This is a genomic window from Pedobacter aquae (assembly GCF_008195825.1).
Classification (GTDB): Bacteria; Bacteroidota; Bacteroidia; order Sphingobacteriales; family Sphingobacteriaceae; genus Pseudopedobacter; species Pseudopedobacter aquae.
In genome coordinates this window covers 2,652,298-2,674,948 of record NZ_CP043329.1, presented here as the reverse complement: position 1 = coordinate 2,674,948, position 22,651 = coordinate 2,652,298, and the positions used below count along the sequence as shown (strand labels likewise).

At 34.7% G+C, this 22,651-nt stretch carries 20 protein-coding genes; all 20 read left to right on the top strand.

Going from position 1 to position 22,651, the window contains the following annotated elements:
- Positions 1–11: 11 nt before the first annotated feature.
- Positions 12–1,277 (top strand): nucleotide sugar dehydrogenase, encoded by a 1,266-nt coding sequence (locus FYC62_RS11720; RefSeq protein ID WP_205943851.1) that lies wholly within the window; start codon positions 12–14, stop codon positions 1,275–1,277.
- Positions 1,264–2,379 (top strand): DegT/DnrJ/EryC1/StrS family aminotransferase, encoded by a 1,116-nt coding sequence (locus FYC62_RS11715; protein ID WP_240534722.1) that lies wholly within the window; start codon positions 1,264–1,266, stop codon positions 2,377–2,379. Before FYC62_RS11720 ends, FYC62_RS11715 begins: the two co-directional genes overlap by 14 nt.
- Positions 2,372–2,869, top strand: a complete 498-nt coding sequence (locus tag FYC62_RS11710; protein WP_149075046.1) for an acyltransferase — start codon at positions 2,372–2,374, stop codon at positions 2,867–2,869. Before FYC62_RS11715 ends, FYC62_RS11710 begins: the two co-directional genes overlap by 8 nt.
- A gap of 57 nt (positions 2,870–2,926) precedes the next feature.
- Positions 2,927–3,490 (top strand): DUF3109 family protein, encoded by a 564-nt coding sequence (locus tag FYC62_RS11705; RefSeq protein ID WP_149075045.1) that lies wholly within the window; start codon positions 2,927–2,929, stop codon positions 3,488–3,490.
- 117 nt (positions 3,491–3,607) lie between these two features.
- Entirely contained in the window at positions 3,608–4,480 is an 873-nt protein-coding gene (gene rfbA / locus FYC62_RS11700) for a glucose-1-phosphate thymidylyltransferase RfbA (protein ID WP_039448879.1), read from the top strand.
- A 110-nt stretch (positions 4,481–4,590) separates the two neighbouring features.
- Positions 4,591–5,001: a four helix bundle protein gene (locus FYC62_RS11695; protein ID WP_240534721.1), complete on the top strand. Its 411-nt coding sequence runs from the start codon at positions 4,591–4,593 to the stop codon at positions 4,999–5,001.
- A 737-nt stretch (positions 5,002–5,738) separates the two neighbouring features.
- Positions 5,739–6,875, top strand: coding sequence for a GDP-mannose 4,6-dehydratase (gmd, locus tag FYC62_RS11690; RefSeq protein ID WP_149075044.1), 1,137 nt, complete (start codon positions 5,739–5,741; stop codon positions 6,873–6,875).
- Positions 6,876–7,471: 596 nt separating this feature from the next.
- Complete coding sequence (locus tag FYC62_RS11685) at positions 7,472–7,786, top strand: GIY-YIG nuclease family protein (protein WP_149075043.1); 315 nt, start codon at positions 7,472–7,474, stop codon at positions 7,784–7,786.
- 415 nt (positions 7,787–8,201) lie between these two features.
- On the top strand, positions 8,202–10,706 hold the full coding sequence (locus FYC62_RS11680) for an SLBB domain-containing protein (protein WP_149075042.1): 2,505 nt from the start codon (positions 8,202–8,204) through the stop codon (positions 10,704–10,706).
- Positions 10,707–10,936: 230 nt separating this feature from the next.
- On the top strand, positions 10,937–12,124 hold the full coding sequence (locus FYC62_RS11675; protein ID WP_149075041.1) for a UDP-N-acetylglucosamine 4,6-dehydratase: 1,188 nt from the start codon (positions 10,937–10,939) through the stop codon (positions 12,122–12,124).
- Positions 12,125–12,129: 5 nt separating this feature from the next.
- Positions 12,130–13,281 carry a LegC family aminotransferase gene (locus FYC62_RS11670; RefSeq protein WP_149075040.1) on the top strand — a complete coding sequence of 384 codons (1,152 nt, stop codon included), beginning with the start codon at positions 12,130–12,132 and terminating at the stop codon, positions 13,279–13,281.
- A 3-nt stretch (positions 13,282–13,284) separates the two neighbouring features.
- A complete protein-coding gene (locus FYC62_RS11665; protein ID WP_149075039.1) occupies positions 13,285–13,923 on the top strand; it encodes an acetyltransferase in 639 nt (212 codons plus the stop codon).
- Complete coding sequence (neuB, locus tag FYC62_RS11660; RefSeq protein WP_149075038.1) at positions 13,916–14,923, top strand: N-acetylneuraminate synthase; 1,008 nt, start codon at positions 13,916–13,918, stop codon at positions 14,921–14,923. The genes FYC62_RS11665 and neuB overlap by 8 nt, the downstream gene beginning before the upstream one ends.
- Positions 14,920–16,071 carry a UDP-N-acetylglucosamine 2-epimerase gene (neuC, locus tag FYC62_RS11655; protein ID WP_149075037.1) on the top strand — a complete coding sequence of 384 codons (1,152 nt, stop codon included), beginning with the start codon at positions 14,920–14,922 and terminating at the stop codon, positions 16,069–16,071. Before neuB ends, neuC begins: the two co-directional genes overlap by 4 nt.
- Complete coding sequence (locus tag FYC62_RS11650; RefSeq protein WP_149075036.1) at positions 16,064–17,116, top strand: nucleotidyltransferase family protein; 1,053 nt, start codon at positions 16,064–16,066, stop codon at positions 17,114–17,116. The genes neuC and FYC62_RS11650 overlap by 8 nt, the downstream gene beginning before the upstream one ends.
- 1 nt (position 17,117) lies before the next feature.
- Positions 17,118–17,819 carry an acylneuraminate cytidylyltransferase family protein gene (locus FYC62_RS11645; protein ID WP_149075035.1) on the top strand — a complete coding sequence of 234 codons (702 nt, stop codon included), beginning with the start codon at positions 17,118–17,120 and terminating at the stop codon, positions 17,817–17,819.
- 124 nt (positions 17,820–17,943) lie between these two features.
- Positions 17,944–19,017, top strand: a complete 1,074-nt coding sequence (locus FYC62_RS11640) for a Wzz/FepE/Etk N-terminal domain-containing protein (RefSeq protein ID WP_149075034.1) — start codon at positions 17,944–17,946, stop codon at positions 19,015–19,017.
- A gap of 176 nt (positions 19,018–19,193) precedes the next feature.
- Positions 19,194–20,345, top strand: coding sequence for a glycosyltransferase family protein (locus tag FYC62_RS11635; protein WP_149075033.1), 1,152 nt, complete (start codon positions 19,194–19,196; stop codon positions 20,343–20,345).
- A gap of 118 nt (positions 20,346–20,463) precedes the next feature.
- Positions 20,464–21,750 carry a flippase gene (locus FYC62_RS11630; protein ID WP_149075032.1) on the top strand — a complete coding sequence of 429 codons (1,287 nt, stop codon included), beginning with the start codon at positions 20,464–20,466 and terminating at the stop codon, positions 21,748–21,750.
- Positions 21,743–22,612 carry a glycosyltransferase gene (locus FYC62_RS11625; protein WP_149075031.1) on the top strand — a complete coding sequence of 290 codons (870 nt, stop codon included), beginning with the start codon at positions 21,743–21,745 and terminating at the stop codon, positions 22,610–22,612. Before FYC62_RS11630 ends, FYC62_RS11625 begins: the two co-directional genes overlap by 8 nt.
- Positions 22,613–22,651: the final 39 nt, after the last annotated feature.

The following is a 22,651-nucleotide window of genomic DNA, read 5'->3' as shown; positions in this document are numbered from 1 at the left end:
GTAAAACTTTGATAGATTCTAAACAAATTTCAATAGCCGTTATTGGTCAAGGATATGTAGGTTTACCGCTAGCAGCAGCTTTTGGTAAATGCTATCCAACCCTAGGTTTTGATATCGATACACAACGTATAAAAGAGCTCCAAAAAGGGGAAGATAAAACTTTACAGCTTACCGCTGATGAGCTAAGCGATTCAGAAAAACTACAATTTTCCTCTAATCAACTTGATATTGCTGCTTGCAATGTTTTCATCATCACAGTTCCTACACCTATAAATGCTTTTAAATCTCCAGATTTAGGATTGCTTTTAGAAGCAAGCAGAATGGTAGGTAGTATTTTAAAAAGCGGAGATACTGTCATTTACGAGTCTACCGTTTATCCAGGCTGTACAGAAGATGATTGCGTTCCTGTTTTAGAAGCTCATAGTAAATTGAGATACAATGAGGATTTTTTTGTTGGCTATTCGCCAGAGCGTATTAATCCTGGAGATAAAATCAATACTTTAAGCAATATTATTAAAGTAACATCGGGTTCAAACCCAAAAACTGCAACATTTGTAAATCAATTATATCAATCCATCATCACAGCAGGTACTCATTTAGCCCCATCTATTAAAGTGGCAGAGGCTGCAAAAGCTATAGAGAACGCTCAAAGAGATGTCAATATATCTTTTGTAAATGAATTGGCACTTATTTTTGATAGAATAGGTATTGATACCCATGATGTTTTAGATGCCGCTGCCACCAAATGGAATTTTTTAAAGTTTAAACCGGGCTTGGTTGGTGGGCATTGCATAGGTGTTGATCCTTATTATTTGGCTCATAAAGCCGAGGCTTTAGGTTATCATCCACAGGTTATTCTTTCTGGAAGAAGGGTGAATGACAATATGGGGATGTTTGTTGCCAATAAATTGATTAAGCTATTAATTAGTAAAGGAAATACCATTAAGGGCGCTAAAGCACTCTTATTAGGCTTTACCTTTAAAGAGAATTGTCCGGATATTAGAAATACTCGAGTAATTGATATCTATAAAGAATTGAAGCAATTTGGTTTAGAAGTAGATGTTTATGACCCTTGGGCAAATCCACAAGAAGTGGCGGCAGAATATCAATTTTCTTTAATTCCTACTTTAGCAGATGAACAATACGATGCCGTAATTATTGCAGTAGCGCATCATCAATTTTTAGCATTAGATTATGCTGGTTTTAAAAAGAACGGAACGGTAATTTTTGATACTAAATCTATTATTCCACGAGTTTTTGTAGATGCAAGATTATAACATGAAACCTGTAAGTATGATAGATTTACCTCTAGAATATGCCACTAGGAAAGTGGAGTATGATGAGGCTATGCAAGCTGTTTTACAGGCAGGAGATTTTATAAAAGGCAAAGCTGTAACTGAATTTGAACATCAGCTTGCTCAGTTTTTAAATATCAAACATAGTATTTCTTGTGCTAATGGCACCGATGCTTTAGAAATAGCATTAAGAGCTTTAAATATTGGCGAAGGCGATGAAGTGATAGTTCCAGCCTTTAGTTATGTAGCTGCTTTAGAGGTGGTGAGTTTGCTAGGTGCTAAGCCCGTTCTGGTAGATGTTGATGCGCAATATTTTCAGATAGATGTTACAAAACTAAAATCGCTCATTAATCCAAGAACCAAAGCTATCATCGCAGTACATTTATTTGGTCAAGCAGTTGATGTAGATGAATTGCTTGAGATTGCCAAAGCTCATCAATTATACATCATTGAGGATAATGCACAATCTTTTGGTGGGATGTATAAAAACCAATATTTAGGAACTTTTGGTCATATCAGTTGTACCTCCTTTTTCCCAACAAAAAATTTAGCTTGTTACGGAGATGGAGGAGCTATTTTTACACAGGACGATACTCTGGCAAAAAAAATCAGGATGATAGCTAACCATGGTCAAAGTGCTAAATACCAACACGAAGTGGTGGGTAGAAATTCAAGATTAGATACTTTACAAGCTGCCGTTTTACAAGTTAAATTACGCTATTTAAAACCTTCTTTAGCTATTAAAGTCGGTTTGGCAAGGTTATACCAACAGCAACTTCTAGAAATTGAAGAAATAAGCCTACCTCAAGTAGCAACGCATAGTCAGCACAGCTGGAACCAATTTACCATCAGAGTTCATCAAAACAGAGATGAGTTAAAGCAATTTTTAGCGCAGCATGGTGTTCAAAGTATGATTTACTATCCAAAAGTATTATCGCAGCAACCCGCATATATTGGTTTAAATCAAGATTTTCCGGTTGCCCAGCAATTAACCAAAGAAGTTTTGTCATTACCCATACATGATCAACTGAAAGAAGAAGATATTCAGCAAGTTTCTAAACTTATCAAAGAATTTTATGGATAAGCAAACATTTTTTGTTCATGATACAGCCCTTATAGATGCTGCTGTTGAAATTGGCGAAGGGACTAAGATATGGCACTTTTCTCATATCAGCGAAAGCGTAAAAATTGGTAAAAATTGTGTGATAGGGCAAAATGTATTTATTGGTAAAAATGTGAGAATTGGGGACGGTGTTAAAATTCAAAATAACGTTTCTGTTTATGAAGGCGTCCAAATACAAGATGATGTTTTCATAGGTCCTTCGGTAGTATTTACCAATGTCATCAATCCTAGAGCTTTTATAGAGCGAAAAGCCGAATTTAAGCCTACTATGGTGAAGAAAGGAGCTACTTTGGGCGCCAATAGCACCATCATTTGCGGCCATGATATTGGTGCTTATGCTTTTATTGGAGCTGGTTCAGTAATTACTAAAGCGGTTCAAGATTTTGAGCTTTGGTATGGCAATCCAGCTAGAAAGCAAGGCATGGTTGATAAAGAGGGAAATAAGTTATAAGCGGAAACTTCTCAGGATAAAAAGAGTAATTTTGTGGGTTGATATAATAAAGGAGATATGTTAGAAGTTCAAAATACTTTAGTACATGAAGATGTTTTAAAAGAAAACTTTGTGTGCCATTTAGATAAATGTAAGGGGGCTTGTTGTATAGAAGGAGATGCGGGTGCTCCTTTAGAAGCGCATGAGTTGGCTATTTTAGACGAGATTTATCCTCAGGTTAAACCCTACATGACAGCTAAAGGTATTGAAACTGTAGAGCAAGTGGGTACATCTGTAAAAGATTTTGAAGGCGATTATACCACACCATGTGTAGACACCAATAAAGAGTGTGCCTATGTGATTTGGGAAAACGGAATTACCAAATGCGCTATAGAAAAAGCTTACGAAGAAGGTAAAGTGAATTGGAAAAAACCTATCTCCTGCCATTTATATCCTATAAGGATAACCGCTTATCCGGATTTTGATGTTTTACATTACGATAGATGGAGTATTTGTGCCGATGCTTGTAATTTTGGAGACGCTTTAAACGTAAAGGTATACGAGTTTCTAAAAGAACCATTGATAAGAAAGTATGGTGAAGCATGGTATTTAGATTTAAAGGAAAAAGTAGAAGGCGCCTAGAATGTTTGTTTAAACATCTTTAATTTTAACTATAAAATATTGAAAATAACAAAGGTTTTGCAACCTTATCAAACTTAATTTGATAGATTTGCGGAATTATTAAAATAAGGGATACACTTGAAAGGAATTATTTTAGCAGGAGGTTCAGGAACACGTTTACATCCTCTTACTTTGGCGGTAAGTAAGCAAATGATGCCGGTTTATGATAAACCGATGATTTATTATCCACTTTCTACATTAATGCTAGCTGGTATTAATGAGATTTTAATTATCTCAACCCCTCACGATTTACCAGGTTTTGAAAAATTACTAGGAGATGGTTCCAATTTAGGTTGTAAGTTTTCTTATGCTGTACAACCCTCTCCAGATGGTTTAGCACAAGCCTTTATCATTGGGGAAGAATTTATTGGGCATGACTCGGTTGCCTTAGTTTTGGGAGATAATATTTTCTTTGGAGATGGAATGGCAAGGTTAATGCAAGCCAATACCCATCCTGATGGTGGAGTAGTTTTCGCTTATCCTGTTCATGATCCAGAACGCTACGGTGTTGTGGAGTTTGATGAGCATCGTAATGCAAAATCTATAGAAGAAAAGCCAATTAAACCAAAATCAAATTATGCAGTACCAGGATTGTATTTTTATAACAATTCTGTGGTTGAAATAGCAAAAAACATAAAACCTTCTCCAAGGGGAGAGCTCGAAATAACCGATATTAACAAAGTTTATTTAGAACAAGGTAAATTAAAAGTGGGAGTTTTAAGTAGAGGAACAGCTTGGTTAGATACAGGTACATTTGAATCTTTAATGCAAGCTGGACAATTTGTACAGGTGATAGAAGATAGGCAAGGATTAAAAATTGGTTGTATAGAAGAGATTGCTTACCGCATGAATTTTATCAATAAAGAACAACTAGCTTCCTTAGCAAAACCATTAGTAAAAAGTGGTTATGGCACATATTTAATGGATATTGTTGAGGGTAAGATTTTGTAATTTTTTGGAATATTGGAATGGAACAAAAATGTAGTATAATCTGGAATTTGGAAAGATTTTGTTCTGCTACCATGAGTTTTAAGAAGAAAGCATAAAACGTTAATAATAACTTGGAACGTAATAATATTAATAGAGGTTATAAACAGTTAAGAGTCTGGAGTGATGCTATTGATTTGTATGCGATATCATGTGAAATAATTTCAAATTTCCCATTTGAGTTAAAAAAAACAGCAAGTAATTGCATTGATAGTGCACATAGTATAAGTAGAAATATTGCAGAAGGTTATTGCAGAAGAAGTATTAAAGAATATCTGCAATTTTTAAATATAGCTTTAGGATCCAGTGGAGAATACCATTCATGTATTTATAGTTTCTTAAAAGCTAATCAAATAATTAAAAGTGATTTTGAAAAATTAGATCAATTGCATTATAAAATAGAAAACGCTCTAATACAATTAATAAAATCGTTACAAAAGAAAATGAAAGATGGAACTTGGGATGATAGTTTTTATAAAGGATAAATTTGGCATTCCAACATTCCAATTAAATACATTAATACAAATAGGAAAATAAACGGAACTAAGGAAAATAATTTTTAAAAGGATAAATTTGGCATTCCAACATTCCAAAAAAAAACATTAATACAAATAGGAAAATAAACGGAACTAAGGAAAATAATTTTTAAAAGGAAGATTTGGCATTCCAATTTTCCAAAAAAAAACATTCCAACTAGATAAATACAAATAGTAAAATAAACGGAACTAAGGATAATGAATTTTTAAAGGGAAGATTTGGTATTCCAATTTTCCAAAGAAAACATTCCAACATTCCAATTAGATTAATACAAATAGTAAGATAAACGGAACTAAGGAAAATAATTTTTAAAAGGAAGATTTGGCATTCCAATTTTCCAAAAAAAAACATTCCAACTAGATAAATACAAATAGTAAAATAAACGGAACTAAGGAAAATAATTTTTAAAAGGAAGATTTGGCATTCCAATTTTCCAAAAAAAAAACATTCCAACTAGATTAATACAAATAGTAAGATAAACGGAACTAAGGATAATGAATTTTTAAAGGGAAGATTTGGTATTCCAATTTTCCAAAGAAAACATTCCAACATTCCAAACTAGATAAATACAAATAGGAAAATAAACGGAACTAAGGATAATGAATTTTTAAAGGGAAGATTTGACATTCCAATTTTCCAAAAAAGACATCCCAACATTCCATTTTAATATATTAAGAATAAATAAATGAAAGTTGCTTTAATAACAGGTATTACTGGTCAAGACGGAGCCTATTTAGCTGAATTCCTGTTGAAAAAAGGCTATATGGTTCATGGTTTAAAAAGAAGATCATCGCTTTTTAATACCGATAGAATAGACCATTTATATCAAGACCCTCATGAACAGGGAATAAAACTAAAGCTACACTATGGAGATTTAACAGATTCTACCAATTTAATCCGGTTGATTCAGGAAATTCAGCCAGATGAAATCTATAATTTGGCAGCCATGAGCCACGTAAAAGTGAGCTTTGATACTCCTGAATATACCGCTAATGCTGATGGTATTGGTACCCTAAGAATTTTAGAAGCTGTAAGATTATTGGGTTTAACCAAGAAAACACGTATCTATCAAGCCTCAACATCAGAACTTTACGGATTGGTTCAGGCAGTTCCTCAATCAGAAACTACGCCTTTTTATCCTCGTTCGCCTTATGCAGTTGCAAAAATGTATGCTTATTGGATAACAGTGAATTATCGCGAGGCTTATGATATGTTTGCTTGTAATGGTATTCTTTTCAATCATGAGAGTCCAATAAGAGGGGAAACTTTTGTTACCAGAAAAATTACCAGAGCAACAGCTAAGATTGCCATGGGTTTACAAAACTGTTTATACTTGGGTAATCTATCTGCCCAAAGAGATTGGGGACATGCTAAAGATTATATTGAAGCCATGTGGTTAATCTTACAACAAGAAAAACCAGAAGATTTCGTTATTGCTACTGGTGTAACCACTACAGTAAGAGATTTTGTAAGGATGAGTTTTGCTGAATTGGGAATTGAGCTAGAGTTTAGTGGTAAGGATGAACATGAAAAAGGCGTAATTATAGATGTAGACCAAGAAAAAGCTACAGCTTTAGGCTTAAACTTAGAAACTTTAAAATTAGGGCAAACTGTAGTAAAGGTAGATCCTAAATATTTCAGGCCTACAGAAGTAGAACTGTTATTAGGAGACCCTACAAAATCTAAAGAAAAATTAGGTTGGAAATTAAAATATGATTTACCTGCTTTGGTTAAGGATATGATAGCGTCTGATTTACATCAAACTAAAAAAGATCAATACCTGAAAGATGGTGGCTACCAAACGATGAATTACTTTGAATAGTTGAATAAAATGTTACCCTGAGCGGAGTCGGAGGGAAATCAAAAAAATGCTTCGACTCCGCTCAGCATGACAAAATACTGTCACACTGAGCGGAGTCAAGGGGAATCAAAAAAATGCTTCGACTCCGCTCAGCATGACAAAATACTGTCACACTGAGCGGAGTCGAAGTGGGGAGTCGAAGGGAATGTCATCCTGAGCGCCTGCCTGTCCGGTAGGCAGGGAGTCAAAGGGAATGTCATCCTGAGCGCCTGCCTGTCCGGTAGGCAGGGAGTCGAAGGGAATGTCATCCTGAGCGCCTGCCTGTCCGGTAGGCAGGGAGTCGAAGGGAATGTCACCCTGAGCGGAGTCGAAGGGGAATCAAAAAAATGCTTCGACTCCGCTCAGCATGACAAAGTACTGTCACACTGAGCGGAGTCGAAGTGGGGAGTCGAAGTGGGGAGTCGAAGGGAATGTCATCCTGAGCGCCTGCCTGTCCGGTAGGCAGGGAGTCGAAGGGAATGTCATCCTGAGCGCCTGCCTGTCCGGTAGGCAGGGAGTCGAAGGGAATGTCATCCTGAGCGGAGTCGAAGGATAAGTTTTAAAATGAAATAACTAATATGAAATACTATTACGTTTATATACTAAAATGTAGAGATCATTCATATTATACGGGTGTAACAAATAATATAGAAAGAAGAGTAGAAGAGCATCAATCGGGAGAAGATAAAAATGCTTATACATATAATAAAAGACCAGTTAAGTTAGTTTTCTGTGAAGATTTTACAGAAATAAATCAGGCAATTGCTTTTGAGAAGCAAATAAAAGGCTGGACTAGAAAAAAGAAAGAAGCGATTATAGAAAATAATTGGATGAAATTGAAGGAGCTAGCGGTTTGTAAAAATCAAAGTAGCGCTAATAATTTCAATAAATGATTAAATAAAAGATTATGGTATAAAGCCTTTAATCATGTATCCTTGAGTTATGTCGCCCTGAGCGGAGTCAAAGGGAATGTCACCCTGAGCGGAGTCAAAGGGGAATCAAAAAATGCTTCGACTCCGCTCAGCATGACAAAATACTGTCACACTGAGCGGAGTCGAAGTGGGGAGTCAAAGGGAATGTCACCCTGAGCGGAGTCGAAGGGGATGTCACCCTGAGCGGAGTCGAAGGGAATGTCACCCTGAGCGGAGTCGAAGGGTACTCAAAAAAATGCTTCGACTCCGCTCAGCATGACAAAATACTGTCACCCTGAGCGCCTACCTGTCGGAGGCAAGCAGGCGAAGGAAAAAACAAATAGAAAATAATATAAACAAATTGATAATTTTGCAAAGCTTAAAAGAAAAATTAAACATGAATATCAAGAAGATATATATATACTTCATTTTCCTTATTCTATCATTTAACGCTCTGCCATCTTTAGCACAAAGCATCACACAACAGAATTTTTCTAATGTTCGTGTAGATGAGCTAACAGATGAACAAATCAAGCAAATTATCAAGCAATTAGAGTCATCCGGATTATCAGAAGCACAATTAGAGCAAATGGCTGCTGCCCGAGGCATGCAACCATCAGAAATCCAAAAACTAAGAGCAAGAGTAAATGCTGTAAACAGCAAAAGCTCAGCAACGGGCACTACAGATGCTACTGTAAAAGGAAAAGATGGTAGCAGAAGCAGAAGTTTTGAAGGCGAAGTAGAAGACATTTCTAATTCAGACGATAAAAAAACAGAAACCGAGGCAGATGCTGCTTTACAAGCTTTAAAATCTAAAATATTTGGTAAAGAGTTATTTTCTAATGCAGCAACCACTTTTGAGCCTAATTTAAGATTAGCTACGCCTTTAAATTATGTGATTGGTACAGCCGACCAATTATTGATTGATATTTATGGCTATTCTGAAGTTAGCTATCAATTAACGGTAAGTCCAGAAGGTACGATCAATATTCCCTATGCAGGTATAGTACAAGTTGGTGGCTTAACGGTAGAAGCCGCTACTTCAAGAATAAGAAACAAACTTTCGCCTATCTATAGCGGGTTACAAACGGGTAATACCAAACTTAGCGTTGCTATTGGTAATATCAGAAGCATTAAAGTTATCCTAACAGGTGAAGTTACCAAACCGGGAACTTATACCTTACCATCTCTAGCAACAGTTTTTAATGCTTTATATTCATCTGGCGGTCCAACGGATAATGGCTCTTTCAGAAATATTGAAATTATTAGAAACGGAAAAAAAGTAGGCACATTAGATGTTTACGATTTCTTGTTAAGAGGAGATTTAAAAAACAATATCCGCTTGCAAGATCAGGATATCATTCGCGTACCTACTTATCAGAAAAGGGTAGAAATTGTAGGAGAAGTTAAACGTCCAGCTATTTTCGAGATGAAAAATGGCGAAGATTTAAAAGACTTATTAAACTTTGCAGGCGGCTTTACAGAAAGAGCTTATCAAGCCAGAATCAAAGTATTAAAAAATACAGCCACAGAGCGTAAAATAGCAGATATTGTTGCCGATGCTTTTTCTGCTTACCAACCAGAAAGCGGAGATAAATATTTCGTAAATGAGATATTAGACCGTTTTGAAAACAGAGTATCTATTGTTGGAGCAGTTTTTAGACCAGGAGAATACGAACTAACATCAGGTTTAACCTTAAAACAATTGGTAGAAAAAGCAGAAGGGTTAAAAGAAGATGCGTTCATGAATAGGGCATACATCACCAGATTATTACCCAATAATCAGACCCAATTATTGTCATTTGATTTAGGAAAGGTCATGAATGGTAAAGCTGCAGATATTACGCTTAAAAGAGAAGATGTTATTAACATATCTTCCATTTTTGAGCTAAGAGAAGAATATGCAGTAAGTATAGATGGAGAAATTAGAAGACCAGGTTCTTTTGCTTATGCAGAGAATATGAGCTTAGAGGATTTAATCATTCAAGCTGGAGGCTTTAAAGAATCTGCTAGTCCGCAAAGAATAGAAATTTCCAGAAGGGTAGTCAATAGTGGCGAAGCAGCAGCTTCAGCATCAGCCAGAACAGCAGAGGTATTTCAGGTAGAGGTGAATAAAAATCTGAGTTTAGTAGCTGCCAAATTCATTTTAAAACCTTTTGATATCATTACGGTACGTTCTTTACCAGGCTATGAAGTACAAAAACAAGTACGTATTGAGGGAGAAGTTTTATATCCTGGTATCTATAGCATTACCCGTAAAGACGAACGTATTTCTGATTTAATTACCAGAGCGGGTGGTTTAACTGAATTAGCCTATGCAGAAGGCGCTTCTTTGAAAAGAGAAGGGAGAATGGATACCCAATTAGACAAAGAAAAAGAAGACCAAAAATTATTGCAATTTAAAAAAGTACAAAAAGAAGCTAAAGATAGCACTGCTGTAGAAATAGAAAATAAAGTAGCTAGAAATAATTTTGTAGGCATTAATCTGGAAACCATTTTAGATAAGCCAGGAAAAAGAGATGATTTGTTCTTAGAAGAAGGCGATATTATTTCTATACCTAAAGAACTACAAACTGTTAAAGTAAGTGGCGAGGTATTATCACCAAATACCGTGGTTTACACTAAATCAAGAGGCTTTAAGCAATATGTAAATAATGCAGGCGGTTTTTCACAAAAAGCATTAAGAAAAGGTTCTTATATCATTTATGCCAATGGCTCTGTAAGAAGTACCAAAAGATTTTTATTATTTAATAATTATCCATTAGTGAAAACAGGAGCAGAGATTTTTGTGCCAAAAGCAGAAGAAAAACGTAAGTTAACACCAGCAGAAACCGTTGGCTTGATATCAGGTTTAGCGTCTTTTGGTGCCATTATGTTAGGTGTAATGAATTTATTGAAGTAATGTCGCTTTTTTAACCTAATTTCAATCTAGTTAATTGTTTATATAACATACTAAGCAGTGTTTTCTTCTAATAGAACACTGCTTTTTCATATAATATTATTTTCATTAGAACCCTAATTTTGTTATTTTAAATCATTATCAAAATTTGTATATAAAAACATTAGTTTTAATGGTTGTTTCAAACTATAATCTTTAAAGTTTTGAAATTATGTAATGATTACTTCATATAGATGGATATTTTAGAATTAATTGGCCGAAGAGAAGAATTATTTAATCAGGATATAACTCACTATAATCAAGAATTAGTTGAGCTAGTGAACCAATCTAAATTTTTAGTGATTGGTGGTGCTGGCTCTATTGGGCAAGCTGTTACGAAAGAAATATTCAAAAGAAACCCGCTAAAGCTACATGTTGTTGATATCAGTGAAAACAACATGGTTGAATTAGTAAGAGACATCAGAAGTTCCTACGGTTATATATCCGGTGATTTTCAAACTTTTGCGCTTGATATTGGAACTATAGAATATGATGCATTTTTTGAAGCCGATGGTGATTATGATTATGTTCTTAATTTATCGGCATTAAAACATGTGAGGAGCGAGAAAGACCCATACACTTTAATGCGTATGATACAGGTAAATATTTTTAATACCGAAAAAACTCTACAACAATGTATAAAAAAAGGTATTAAGAAGTACTTCTGCGTTTCAACAGATAAGGCAGCAAATCCTGCCAATATGATGGGAGCTTCTAAAAGAATTATGGAAATGTTTTTAATGCGTAGAAGTGCAGAAATAAAGATATCTACTGCTCGCTTTGCTAATGTGGCTTTTTCAGATGGTTCTTTGCTTCATGGGTTTAACCAGCGTATTCAAAAGAAACAACCTATAGCGGCTCCAAATGACATCAAACGATATTTTGTTGTCCCAAAAGAGTCTGGAGAATTATGCCTGATGTCTTGTTTATTAGGTGAAAATAGAGATATATTTTTTCCTAAGCTAAGCGAACATCTACACTTAATTACTTTTTCTGATATTGCTGTTAGATACCTAAGAAATTTAGGTTTAGAGCCTCATATTTGTCAAACAGAAGAAGAAGCAAGGGATAGCATTGATACCTTAATACAAGAGAAAAAATGGCCTTGTTTATTTTCTAGCAGTGATACTACAGGAGAAAAGGATTTTGAAGAGTTCTATACTAAGGAAGAAATGCTAGATATGGAAAGATTCCACAATCTCGGAGTCATTAAAAATAATTTATCTTACGATGATGTTCAGCTCAACTATTTCTCACAACAAATCTTAAAGCTCAAAGGACAAGGCTATTGGTCTAAAGAAGATATAGTAAGGCTATTTCATGAGATGATTCCGGAATTCGGACATAAAGAAACAGGAAGATATTTAGACGCTAAAATGTAGTATTTATGCAAGAGAACTTCCAAACAGTCGTAAAATTCATCAAACAACAATTTCCTCAGCAGGATTTCATTCCGCTTCACGAGCCAAGATTTATTGGGAATGAGAAAGCTTATGTTTTAGATGCTATATCTTCAACTTTTGTTTCTTCAGTGGGTGCGTATGTTAATAAGTTTGAGGAGATGATGTGCGAAATTACAGGGGCTAAACATGCTATTGCCATCGTAAATGGTACTAATGCACTACATTTAGCCCTATTATTAGCTGATGTGCAAGAGGAAGATGAAGTATTGTCACAAAGTCTAACTTTCATAGCTACCTGCAATGCCATAAGTTATATCAAAGCTAAACCTGTATTTATAGATGTTGATTTAGATACCTTAGGCATGTCGCCAAGTTCATTAAACCTATTTCTTCATCAATATGGAGAAAAAAGAGCTGATGGTTTTACCTATAACAAGCAAAGCCAAAAGCGTATAAAAGCTTGCGTACCTATGCACACTTTTGGTTTACCTTGCCGTATAGATGAAATAGCAGAAATATGTAAGCAGTGGAACATCAGTCTTGTAGAAGATGCTGCCGAATCTCTTGGTAGTTATTATAAAAATCAACACACCGGAACTTTTGGTAAAATAGGTACTTTTAGTTTCAATGGCAATAAAACAGTAACCTGTGGAGGTGGTGGCGCATTAATTACCAATGATGAGGCTTTGGCTAAAAGGGCTAAACATCTGAGTACCCAAGCTAAACAGGCACATCCATGGGCCTTTTTACATGATGAAATTGGTTACAACTACCGTATGCCTAATTTAAATGCGGCATTAGCTTGTGCCCAATTAGAGCAGTTGAAAGCTTTTGTTGAGAATAAAAGAGCCTTAGCATCATCATACAAAAACTTTTTCCAAGATTTAGCTATACCTTTTGTAGAAGAACTACCAGAGGCACAATCAAATTATTGGTTAAATGCAATTTTATGGAAAGATGTAGCAGAAAGAGAAGCCTTTTTAAAATATGCAAATAATCACGGGGTAATGTCGAGACCTGTTTGGGAACTGATGCACCGTTTACCTATGTTTAATACAGCTCAAAAAGCCCACCTTAGCAATAGTGAGTATATTGCAGACCGTTTAGTAAATATCCCTAGTAGTGTAAGAACATAAATAATGAAGACTTTAATACTCATAGGCGCTGGCGGTCATTGCAAATCTTGCATAGAGGTTATAGAAGCACAAGATCAATATCAAATTAAAGGTATTTTAGATCTTCAACATAAAGTTGGCGAAACCCTTTTGGGCTATCCTATCATCGGTACGGATGATGATTTGCCAAGTTTAACCAAGCAAGAGTATCATTTCTTGATCACCCTAGGGCAAATTAAAAGTTTTGCTGCAAGAAAAAGCCTTTATCAGAAATTAAAAAGTTTGGATGCGCCTATAGCCACCATTATTTCACCTCACGCTATTGTTTCTAAGTATGCCAGTATCGCCCAAGGCACCATCCTCATGCACCATGTAAAAGTAAATGCAGGTGTACAAATTGGAGAAAATTGTATCTTAAATACGGGCTGTAATATAGAACATGATGTTAATATCGGTCATCATTGTCATATTTCTACCCAAGCTGTTATCAATGGCGATGTAAACATAGCAGATGAAGTATTTATAGGTAGCGGAGCCATTATCCGTAATGGGATAAGCATAGCCGCCTCTACCATTATTGGGGCAGGTGCAGTGCTATTGCAAAACATAGATGAACCGGGTATTTTTGTAGGAAACCCATCAAAACGAATGAAGCATGGCTAAAACCATCATTATTGCAGAAGCTGGTGTAAACCATAATGGAGATATTACCTTAGCCAAAAGCTTAGTAGATGTTGCAGTAGCAGCTGGGGTAGATTATGTGAAATTTCAAACTTTTAAAGCCGAGGCTTTAGTAGCGAAACAAGCTAAAAAAGCTGATTATCAAATAGTAAACACTCAAAATGAGCATGAAACGCAGTTAGAAATGCTCAAGAAACTAGAGCTGTCTGAACAAGATCATCAAAGCCTAATTCAATATTGTAAGCAAAAAGGTATTCATTTTTTCTCAACCGCTTTTGATTTAGGGTCGCTACAATATCTAGCAGATATTGGTTTAGATTTGGTTAAAATTCCTTCTGGCGAGCTTACCAATTTACCTTATTTAAGAAAGGCTGCCCATCTATTTAAAAAAGTTATCCTATCAACCGGGATGGCAACTTTAGCAGAAATTAAAGCTGCGATAGCAGTGTTTTTAAAGGAAGGAATTCCCTTAAAAGATATCATTGTGTTACATTGCACTACAGAGTATCCTACACCTATGCAAGAAGTTAACCTTAAAGCGATGCAAACTATAGCACAAGAATTTGATGTTCAGGTAGGCTACTCAGACCATACAACAGGAATAGAAATCCCCATTGCAGCTGTGGCACTCGGTGCTTGTGTTATAGAAAAACATTTCACCTTAGATAAAAATATGGAAGGACCAGACCATAAAGCATCTTTAAACCCCGAAGAATTGGGTGCTATGGTAAAAGCCATTAGAAATATAGAGCTTGCTTTGTCCGGAAACGGTATCAAAGAGCCAACAGCATCAGAATTAAAAAATATAGCTATAGCCAGAAAAAGCATCACGGCTAAAAAACCCATAAAGGCAGGCACACCGCTTACAGAAGATAATATAACTACCAAAAGACCAGGTACTGGCTTGTCTCCTATGCTTTGGGATAGTATCATGGGGACAATTGCTACCCAGGATTTTAATGAAGATGATTTAATCGTATGAAAGTTTGTATAGTAACAGGTACCCGGGCCGAATATGGTTTGTTAAAACCACTCATAGATAGCTTTGCTCAGGATGAACGCTTTCAATTACAGCTATGTGTAACAGGCGCACATCTTTCTCCAGAATTTGGTTTAACCTACCAACAAATTATTCAGGACGGTTACCAACAGATAGAAAAAGTAGAAATGCTATTGTCTTCTGATAGTGCAGTAGGCATCACCAAATCTATGGGCTTAGCGCTGATAGGTTTTGCCGATGTATTGGAGCGTTTAAAACCAGATGTATTGGTAATTTTAGGAGATAGGTACGAGATGTTGGCTGTGGCATCGGCAGCATTAATCTTTAAAATTCCAATAGCACATTTACATGGCGGCGAGCTTACAGAAGGTGCTTATGATGATGCTATCAGACACGCCATCACCAAAATGAGCAGCCTACATTTTACGTCAACAGAAGCTTACAGGCAGAGGGTGATACAGTTAGGAGAAAATCCTCAACATGTGCACCATGTAGGAGCTATAGGTTTAGATAATATCAAAAACTTAAATTTACTAAGCTTGGCAGCGCTACAAGAGCAACTTCAAGTAAAATTTTTAGAGTACAATTACCTCATCACCTTCCATCCAGAAACTCATGCTAAAATAGGGGTAGAGGCACAATTTCAAGAACTTTTAAAGGCATTGGATACACAAGCAGATAGTTTGTTTATATTTACAAAAGCTAATGCAGATACCCATGGTCGTACCATCAACCAAATGATTGATGATTACGTGTCAAAAAATCCCCAAAAAGCCATTGCTTTTACTTCTATGGGGCAGTTAAGGTATTTATCAGCTATGAAATATTGTACCGCAGTTATAGGCAATAGCTCAAGCGGTATCATAGAGGCACCATCTTTTCATAAACCCAGTATCAATATTGGGGATAGGCAAAAAGGTAGAGTACAAGCCAGTAGTGTAATAAATGTAAATGCTTCCACATCAGAAATAGTCGTTGCGATAAACAACATCAAACTATCAAAAGAAAATTTCAATAACATAAACCCTTACGGGGATGGACATACAGCAGAGAAAATCGTGAAAATTATAGCAGAAACTTCTTTAGCGCATCTTTTACCAAAACCTTTTTACAACCTCCACCATGTATAACCTAGAAAAACATACCGTAAATGATACCATCACCATTAGGGATGCCTTGTTAATTATTGATAAACAGGGGCTTATAGCTAATGTTTTATTTGTTGTGAGTCAGGAACGTAAGTTATTAGGCTCAGTAACAGAAGGAGATATTCGGAGAGCATTACTCAGAGGCGAAACCTTAGCTACATTGATTACAGCGGTCATGCGTCAGAACTGTAAATACCTTTATCAGAATTTTGATGTAAAAGATATAGAAGAACTTCGCAACATCAACATTACTTTTGTTCCGATAGTAAATCAACAGCATCAAATTATAGAAATTATCGAGGTTAATAAATATCAACCCAAACTACCTGTACATGCTATTATCATGGCGGGTGGCAAAGGACAGCGTTTATTACCCCTAACCAAAACAACTCCAAAACCTTTATTGCGCATCGGCGATAAGCCTATTATAGAATATAACATAGACCGTTTAGCCAAAAGCGGCGTTACACATATCCACATCAGTATCAATTACCTAGGCGAGCAAATACAAGCCTATTTTAAAGATGGAAAAGAAAGAGGACTTGATATTAAATACTTAGTAGAGAAAGAGTTTTTAGGCACCATCGCATCGGTAAAATTAACCCAAGATTATCAAAGTGATACGCTGTTGATCATGAACTCCGATTTGTTGACTAATATCAATTTTACCGAGTTTTATCAAGCCTTTTTAAAACAAGGGGCAGATATGGCTATAGCTTCTACCTCTTACCACGTAGATGTACCTTACGGCGTTATAGAAGTGAACGCAGAAGCTCAGGTAAACTCGCTTAAAGAAAAACCTCGATACACCTACTATTCCAATGCAGGCATCTATTTAATTAAAAAGGAATTGATCAATTTAATTCCTGATGGCGAATTTTATAACATCACCGATTTAATAGAGCGTTTATTGATGTTAAATAAAAAAGTAATCAGTTTCCCGATTTTAGGTTATTGGTTAGATATTGGTAAACACGAAGATTTTAAGAAAGCACAAGAAGATATCAAATATTTAAATTTAAACTAATATGAGGATTTTATATTTGATACCAGCCAGGGCAGGCTCTAAAGGCTTACCCGGTAAAAACACCAAACTATTACAAGGCAAGCCTTTGGTACAATACACCATTGAATTTGCTTTAGCAACAGCCAATCCTCATGATGAAATATGTATTTCTACCAATGATGATGAGGTGATACATATAGCCAAGAAATTGGGTGTTCAACCGCCATTTAAAAGACCAGAACACTTAGCTACAGATACCGCAAGTAGCTATGAGGTCATCATGCATGCTTTGGCTTATTACAAAGCGCAAAACAAAATTTTTGATGCTGTTTTATTACTACAACCCACCTCGCCTTTTAGGCAGATAGCAGATTTTAATAAATTAATAGCACAGTTTGATGAGCATTGCGATATGGTCGTTAGCGTAAAAGAAGCTAAAGAAAACCCATATTTTACCTTATTTGAGGAAAATACCGAAGGCTTCTTAACCAAAAGTAAAGAAGGTCATTTTAAACGCCGACAAGATTGTCCTAAAGTATATGCTTATAATGGCGCTATGTACCTGATAAGCGTTAAAGCATTGGAAGAAAAGGAGATAAGCGCTTTTAAGCAGATAAAAAAAATACTCATGCCTATAGAGCGTAGCATAGATATAGATACCGAAGCAGATTGGGTTTTAGCCGAGTATTTTGCAGCTATAAACAATAAGTTTGCTAATAATTAACCAAACTATTTCTTTCAACTTAAAATATAATTACCTTTGCCCATCACAAAACAGCTATCAAAAAAATAGATTCATTTAACAAGAAAAACACCAGCATTAAAATCTTAAAAATACGCCCGGCCTTATGGCAGAAGAAAAAATCAATACAGCAGAAGACGAAATCTCCCTCAAAGAACTCATTCTTAAATTAAAAGAATGGTACCTATACCTATTATCAAAATGGAAAACCATTTTAATAGCGGGTATATTAGGTGGAGCTTTAGGTTTAGCTTATGCTTATATGAAAAAGCCTGTATATACGGCTACCACAACTTTTGTATTGGAAGAAGGAGAAAGCGGTGGCGGCTTGGGTGCTTACGCAGGTATAGCCTCTATGGTGGGTATTGACTTAGGTGGAGGTGGTGGAGGTATATTTAAAGGGGAGAATATCTTAGAATTATATAAGTCTCGGAAAATGATACAAGAGACTTTACTGAGCCAAGACACTTTTGAGGGTAAACAACAATTATTAATTGATCGTTACATTGAATTCAATAAGTTAAGAGAGTCTTGGAAAGAAAAGCCTGAATTAGCTAATTTAAATTTTTCTGCTGATCTAAAAGGCTACAATCGACTAAGAGATTCCCTGATGGGAAAGATTGTTGAGAATATCAATAATGGCGTTTTAAGTGTAAGCAAGCCTGATAAAAAACTTTCTATCATCAAAGTTGATGTAGTCTCTAAAGATGAATTGTTTGCCAAATCTTTTGCAGACAATATCGTAGCCAAGGTAAATCAGTTTTATGTAGAAACGAAGACTAAAAAATCTATAGAAAATGTAGCTATTCTACAGTATCAAACGGATAGTGTAAGAAGGGTATTGAATAATAGTATTGGTGGTGTTGCTGCTGAAATAGACGCTAATCCAAACACCAATCCTGCTTTTCAAAAATTAAGAGTAGGTTCACAAAAAAAGCAAATGGATGTACAGGCAGCTGGGGCTGTTTATGAGGAGTTAGTTAAAAATTTAGAATTATCAAAAATCACATTAAGGCAAGATAAGCCTTTGATTCAGGTGATTGATGAGCCGGTATTGCCTTTGAAGATGGATAAAATAGGAAAGGCTAAAGGAATTGTTTTTGGGGGGATTTCATTTGGTTTTATAGCTATAATTTTTCTTTTAGTAAAGGGCATTTTAAAAAGAATAATGTCTAACTAATATATTGATTTATATATGCATGTCTTATTGTTCGTTTCTATAATGAGATTTAGTTTAAAGCGATTAGTATTGATGAATTTATATTTATTTTAACTTTTCTAAATATTATTAAGCATATCTCCTTAAATCATATGAAGCTTAATTTTAATCATTAATATGTAAGAAGATAATTACAGATGAAAAAAAAAATTAAGGAAATAAGTGTCTTTACTTTCGGTGATTCCACTCTTGTTAGAACATGGTCTAATGTTCCTTATATGCTTACAAAAACCTTAGAAAAACAAGGATATAAGATAAATAGGATTAATATCAATCCCAATCGTTACTTGCAATCATTTTATAATCGTGTTATTTACAAGCTGACACTTTTATTAAAAAATGACAATGTTTATCTTTACGAGAGAACTTATATTAACTATATTCTTACCTTTATAAAGATCTGGAGATATAATAAGAAATATCCAAATGCTGACTTAAACATCTTTACAAATTTCAGTTTCTATAATAAATATTCTGCCCGACCTAACATTTTATTGTGTGATTGGGATTTAAGTATTGGTATCAATGATAGACTAGGACGTAAACCATATTATTTTGAGCAGCAAGCTATTCGGAGGCAGATGAGAGTAATTGAACATGCCGATTTAGTAATCTCATTATTTCCGAAATCTGCGGATATAATGAAGAAAATGTATAAAAATCCGAATATTTTTCATCTTAATCAGAATGTTATCAACAGTCTTTATGAAAAGGAATTGGATGAGGCTGCAATTCTCAAGATTAAAGAAAAATCGTTTGATCTATTATTCATAGGGAGCACTAACTATATTGCTGGGGCTAAACTTTTGATAACAGCTTATGTGAATTTGAAAATTGATTATCCAATGCTTAAAGTTAAAATTATAGGTATAAGAGGTGAAGAGTTGGGCGAACTTCCAGATGGAGTTGAAGCATTTGGATATCTTGACAAGAATTTGGAAAATGATAATAGACGTTACTATGATTTGCTAATCAATGCAAAGGTTTTTGTAAATCCAACTCCTGTTTGGGGAGGATATTCTTCTACAATTGAAGCAATGTATTTTTACACACCTATCATTATTGCTCCGTACGAAGAATTTACCACCGAATTTGGGGAGGAAATTTCTTTTGGGCGGTATTGTAATGAATTTGAGGTATTGCACCTGCAACATTTATTGGAAGATGAAATCAACTCACCAAACTATCGTAATCATTGTTTAAATGCACAAGAAAAAGTAAAGAATTATACTTGGGATAATTATGTTAAGTTGCTCCTGGAAAAATTTTCTGATGTTACCTCAAATTGAAGTTAAGGAATCGGATATTTTAATACCAATCTACTCATTGCATTAAATTAACAAAATCTAACTTTTAGAATTCTTTTATATAGAGAGCATAAAGCACAATTTATTTTTTGAACATGTAATGAGCATCAGAGACACGATACTTACTCTTACAAAAGGAAAAGGTGTAAGGCAATTAATAAAAAATTTTCTTTCGTTATCCATAATTCAGGGCTTAGATATGCTCTTGCCATTGCTAACCGTACCATATCTTATTAGAGTGATAGGTGTTGAAAATGTGGGCTTGTTAGCTTTTGTGAACGCAGTAATCGGTTACTTTGGCATTTTCATTAATTATGGATTCAGCCTTACTGCTACAAAAGAAATCTCACAACATATTGGCAATAAAGCAAAGATTCAGCAAATTTTCAATGTTGTATTTACCGCTAAAAATTATCTCCTTGGAATATCCTTCTTAGTATTGTTATTACTTGTGGCAATAATACCATCAGTTGCAGAACACAGCTATATATATTTAATTACATTTGGAACAATAGCTTGCTTAAATATATCTCCGACATGGTATTTTCAGGGAATTCAACAATTAAAATTTGTAACATTTAGCAATATAATAACAAAATTGTTTTTTACATTAATGATTTTTATTTTCGTAAAAGAGAGAAGCGATTTTTGGATGGTTCCAACGTTTACACTAATTGGTGCTTCCGTTTCTTCAATCTTGTCCATTGTTTATGTGATAAGAATACACAGGATAAAAATAGAAAAGCCAAAGCTAAAGTATGTGGTGGCACAATACAAGAGGGGGAAATATATTTTCTTATCTCAAATAAAAATTACTTTTTTTTCTAACATGAATGTTTTGATCTTGGGAGTTGTACTGGGTAATGCTGCGGTGGGAGTTTTTTCTTCTGCTGATAAAATTATTAAAGTTATGTCTGCTGTTCAGATTCCTATCGTATCTGCTCTATTTCCTTATTTCAGTAGATTATTCAAAACTAACTATAAAGTTGCCTATGCTAATGTTAGAAAAGTTGCCCTTTATGGTTCCATGATTTATGCAGTAATCATTATTATTATTTTTATTCTTTCGGATTTAATATCATCTTTATTGTTCGGTTCGGGCTTATCTGAAATACCTATCCTAATTAGGATAATGTGCTCAATTCCTTTATTTGTCTTTCTGAACAATTTATATGGAACGCAAACCTTGTTGAATTTAAATCATGACAAATCTTTTTTATATAACATGATTATTGCAGCAATAATCAATTCTGTGCTCCTCTATCCACTTATTAAGATATTTGGCGTGTACGGAGTTGCCTGTTCAGTACTAATAACAGAATTCTATCTATTTGCGAGTATGTATGTGAGTTCAGTTAAGATTATAGATAAATTAAAAAATGATTAGTATTATAGTTTCCTCTTGTAAGGAAGAGCTTTTTCATCAGTTTCAGAATTGCATTGAGGAAACAATAGGGGTTGCATATGAGATTGTCAAGATATACAACCCTAAGTTGATGGGGATTTGCGAAGCTTACAATCAAGGAGTTTCAAAGGCAAAATATGAGATCTTACTTTTTTGTCATGAAGATTTGTTATTTAGGAGCAATAACTGGGGAGAAGACTTACTCTGTCTTTTTAACGATGATTGTAAGGTAGGATTAGTAGGATTAGCCGGATGCAAAGTTAAAAGTTATATTGCAAGTGGTTGGCACACGGTAAGTGATGAATACTTAGCTTATAATTTCATACAGTCTGACCATAAAAATATAGCAAAACGCTTCCACCATATCAACATAAAGGCTACAACAGAGGTTGCAGTTATAGATGGATTTTTTATGGCTACTAGAAAAACTATTATAGAAAGTCATCCCTTTGATAGTGAAATGTTAAAGGGCTATCATGGTTATGATTTAGATATTTCTTTATCAATAGGTCAAAAGTATAAAGTCGTAGTATCTCATAATATTCTTGTAGAGCATCTTTCTGAGGGTAATCCTGATGTAAATTGGCTTACTGATATTTTTAAGGTTAATAAAAAATATAGTAACATCCTTCCTTTGAACCCAACTGGTCTAAAGACAAATAGTAAGATAGAATACGAGAATCTGAAGTTTTTAGTTCTTTATTTACATTCTAATCAAGTTAAATTTATAAAAAGTATAGATTTAATTTATAGATCTGATTATATTATAAAGTTAGGATTTTTTAATTTTATTAAAATTAATTTATACTATCTCTTCCTTAAATTACCTTTGAATTTAAATTAGTAAACTTAAAAAGTAGTTTACTCTGCGTAATTATGATAT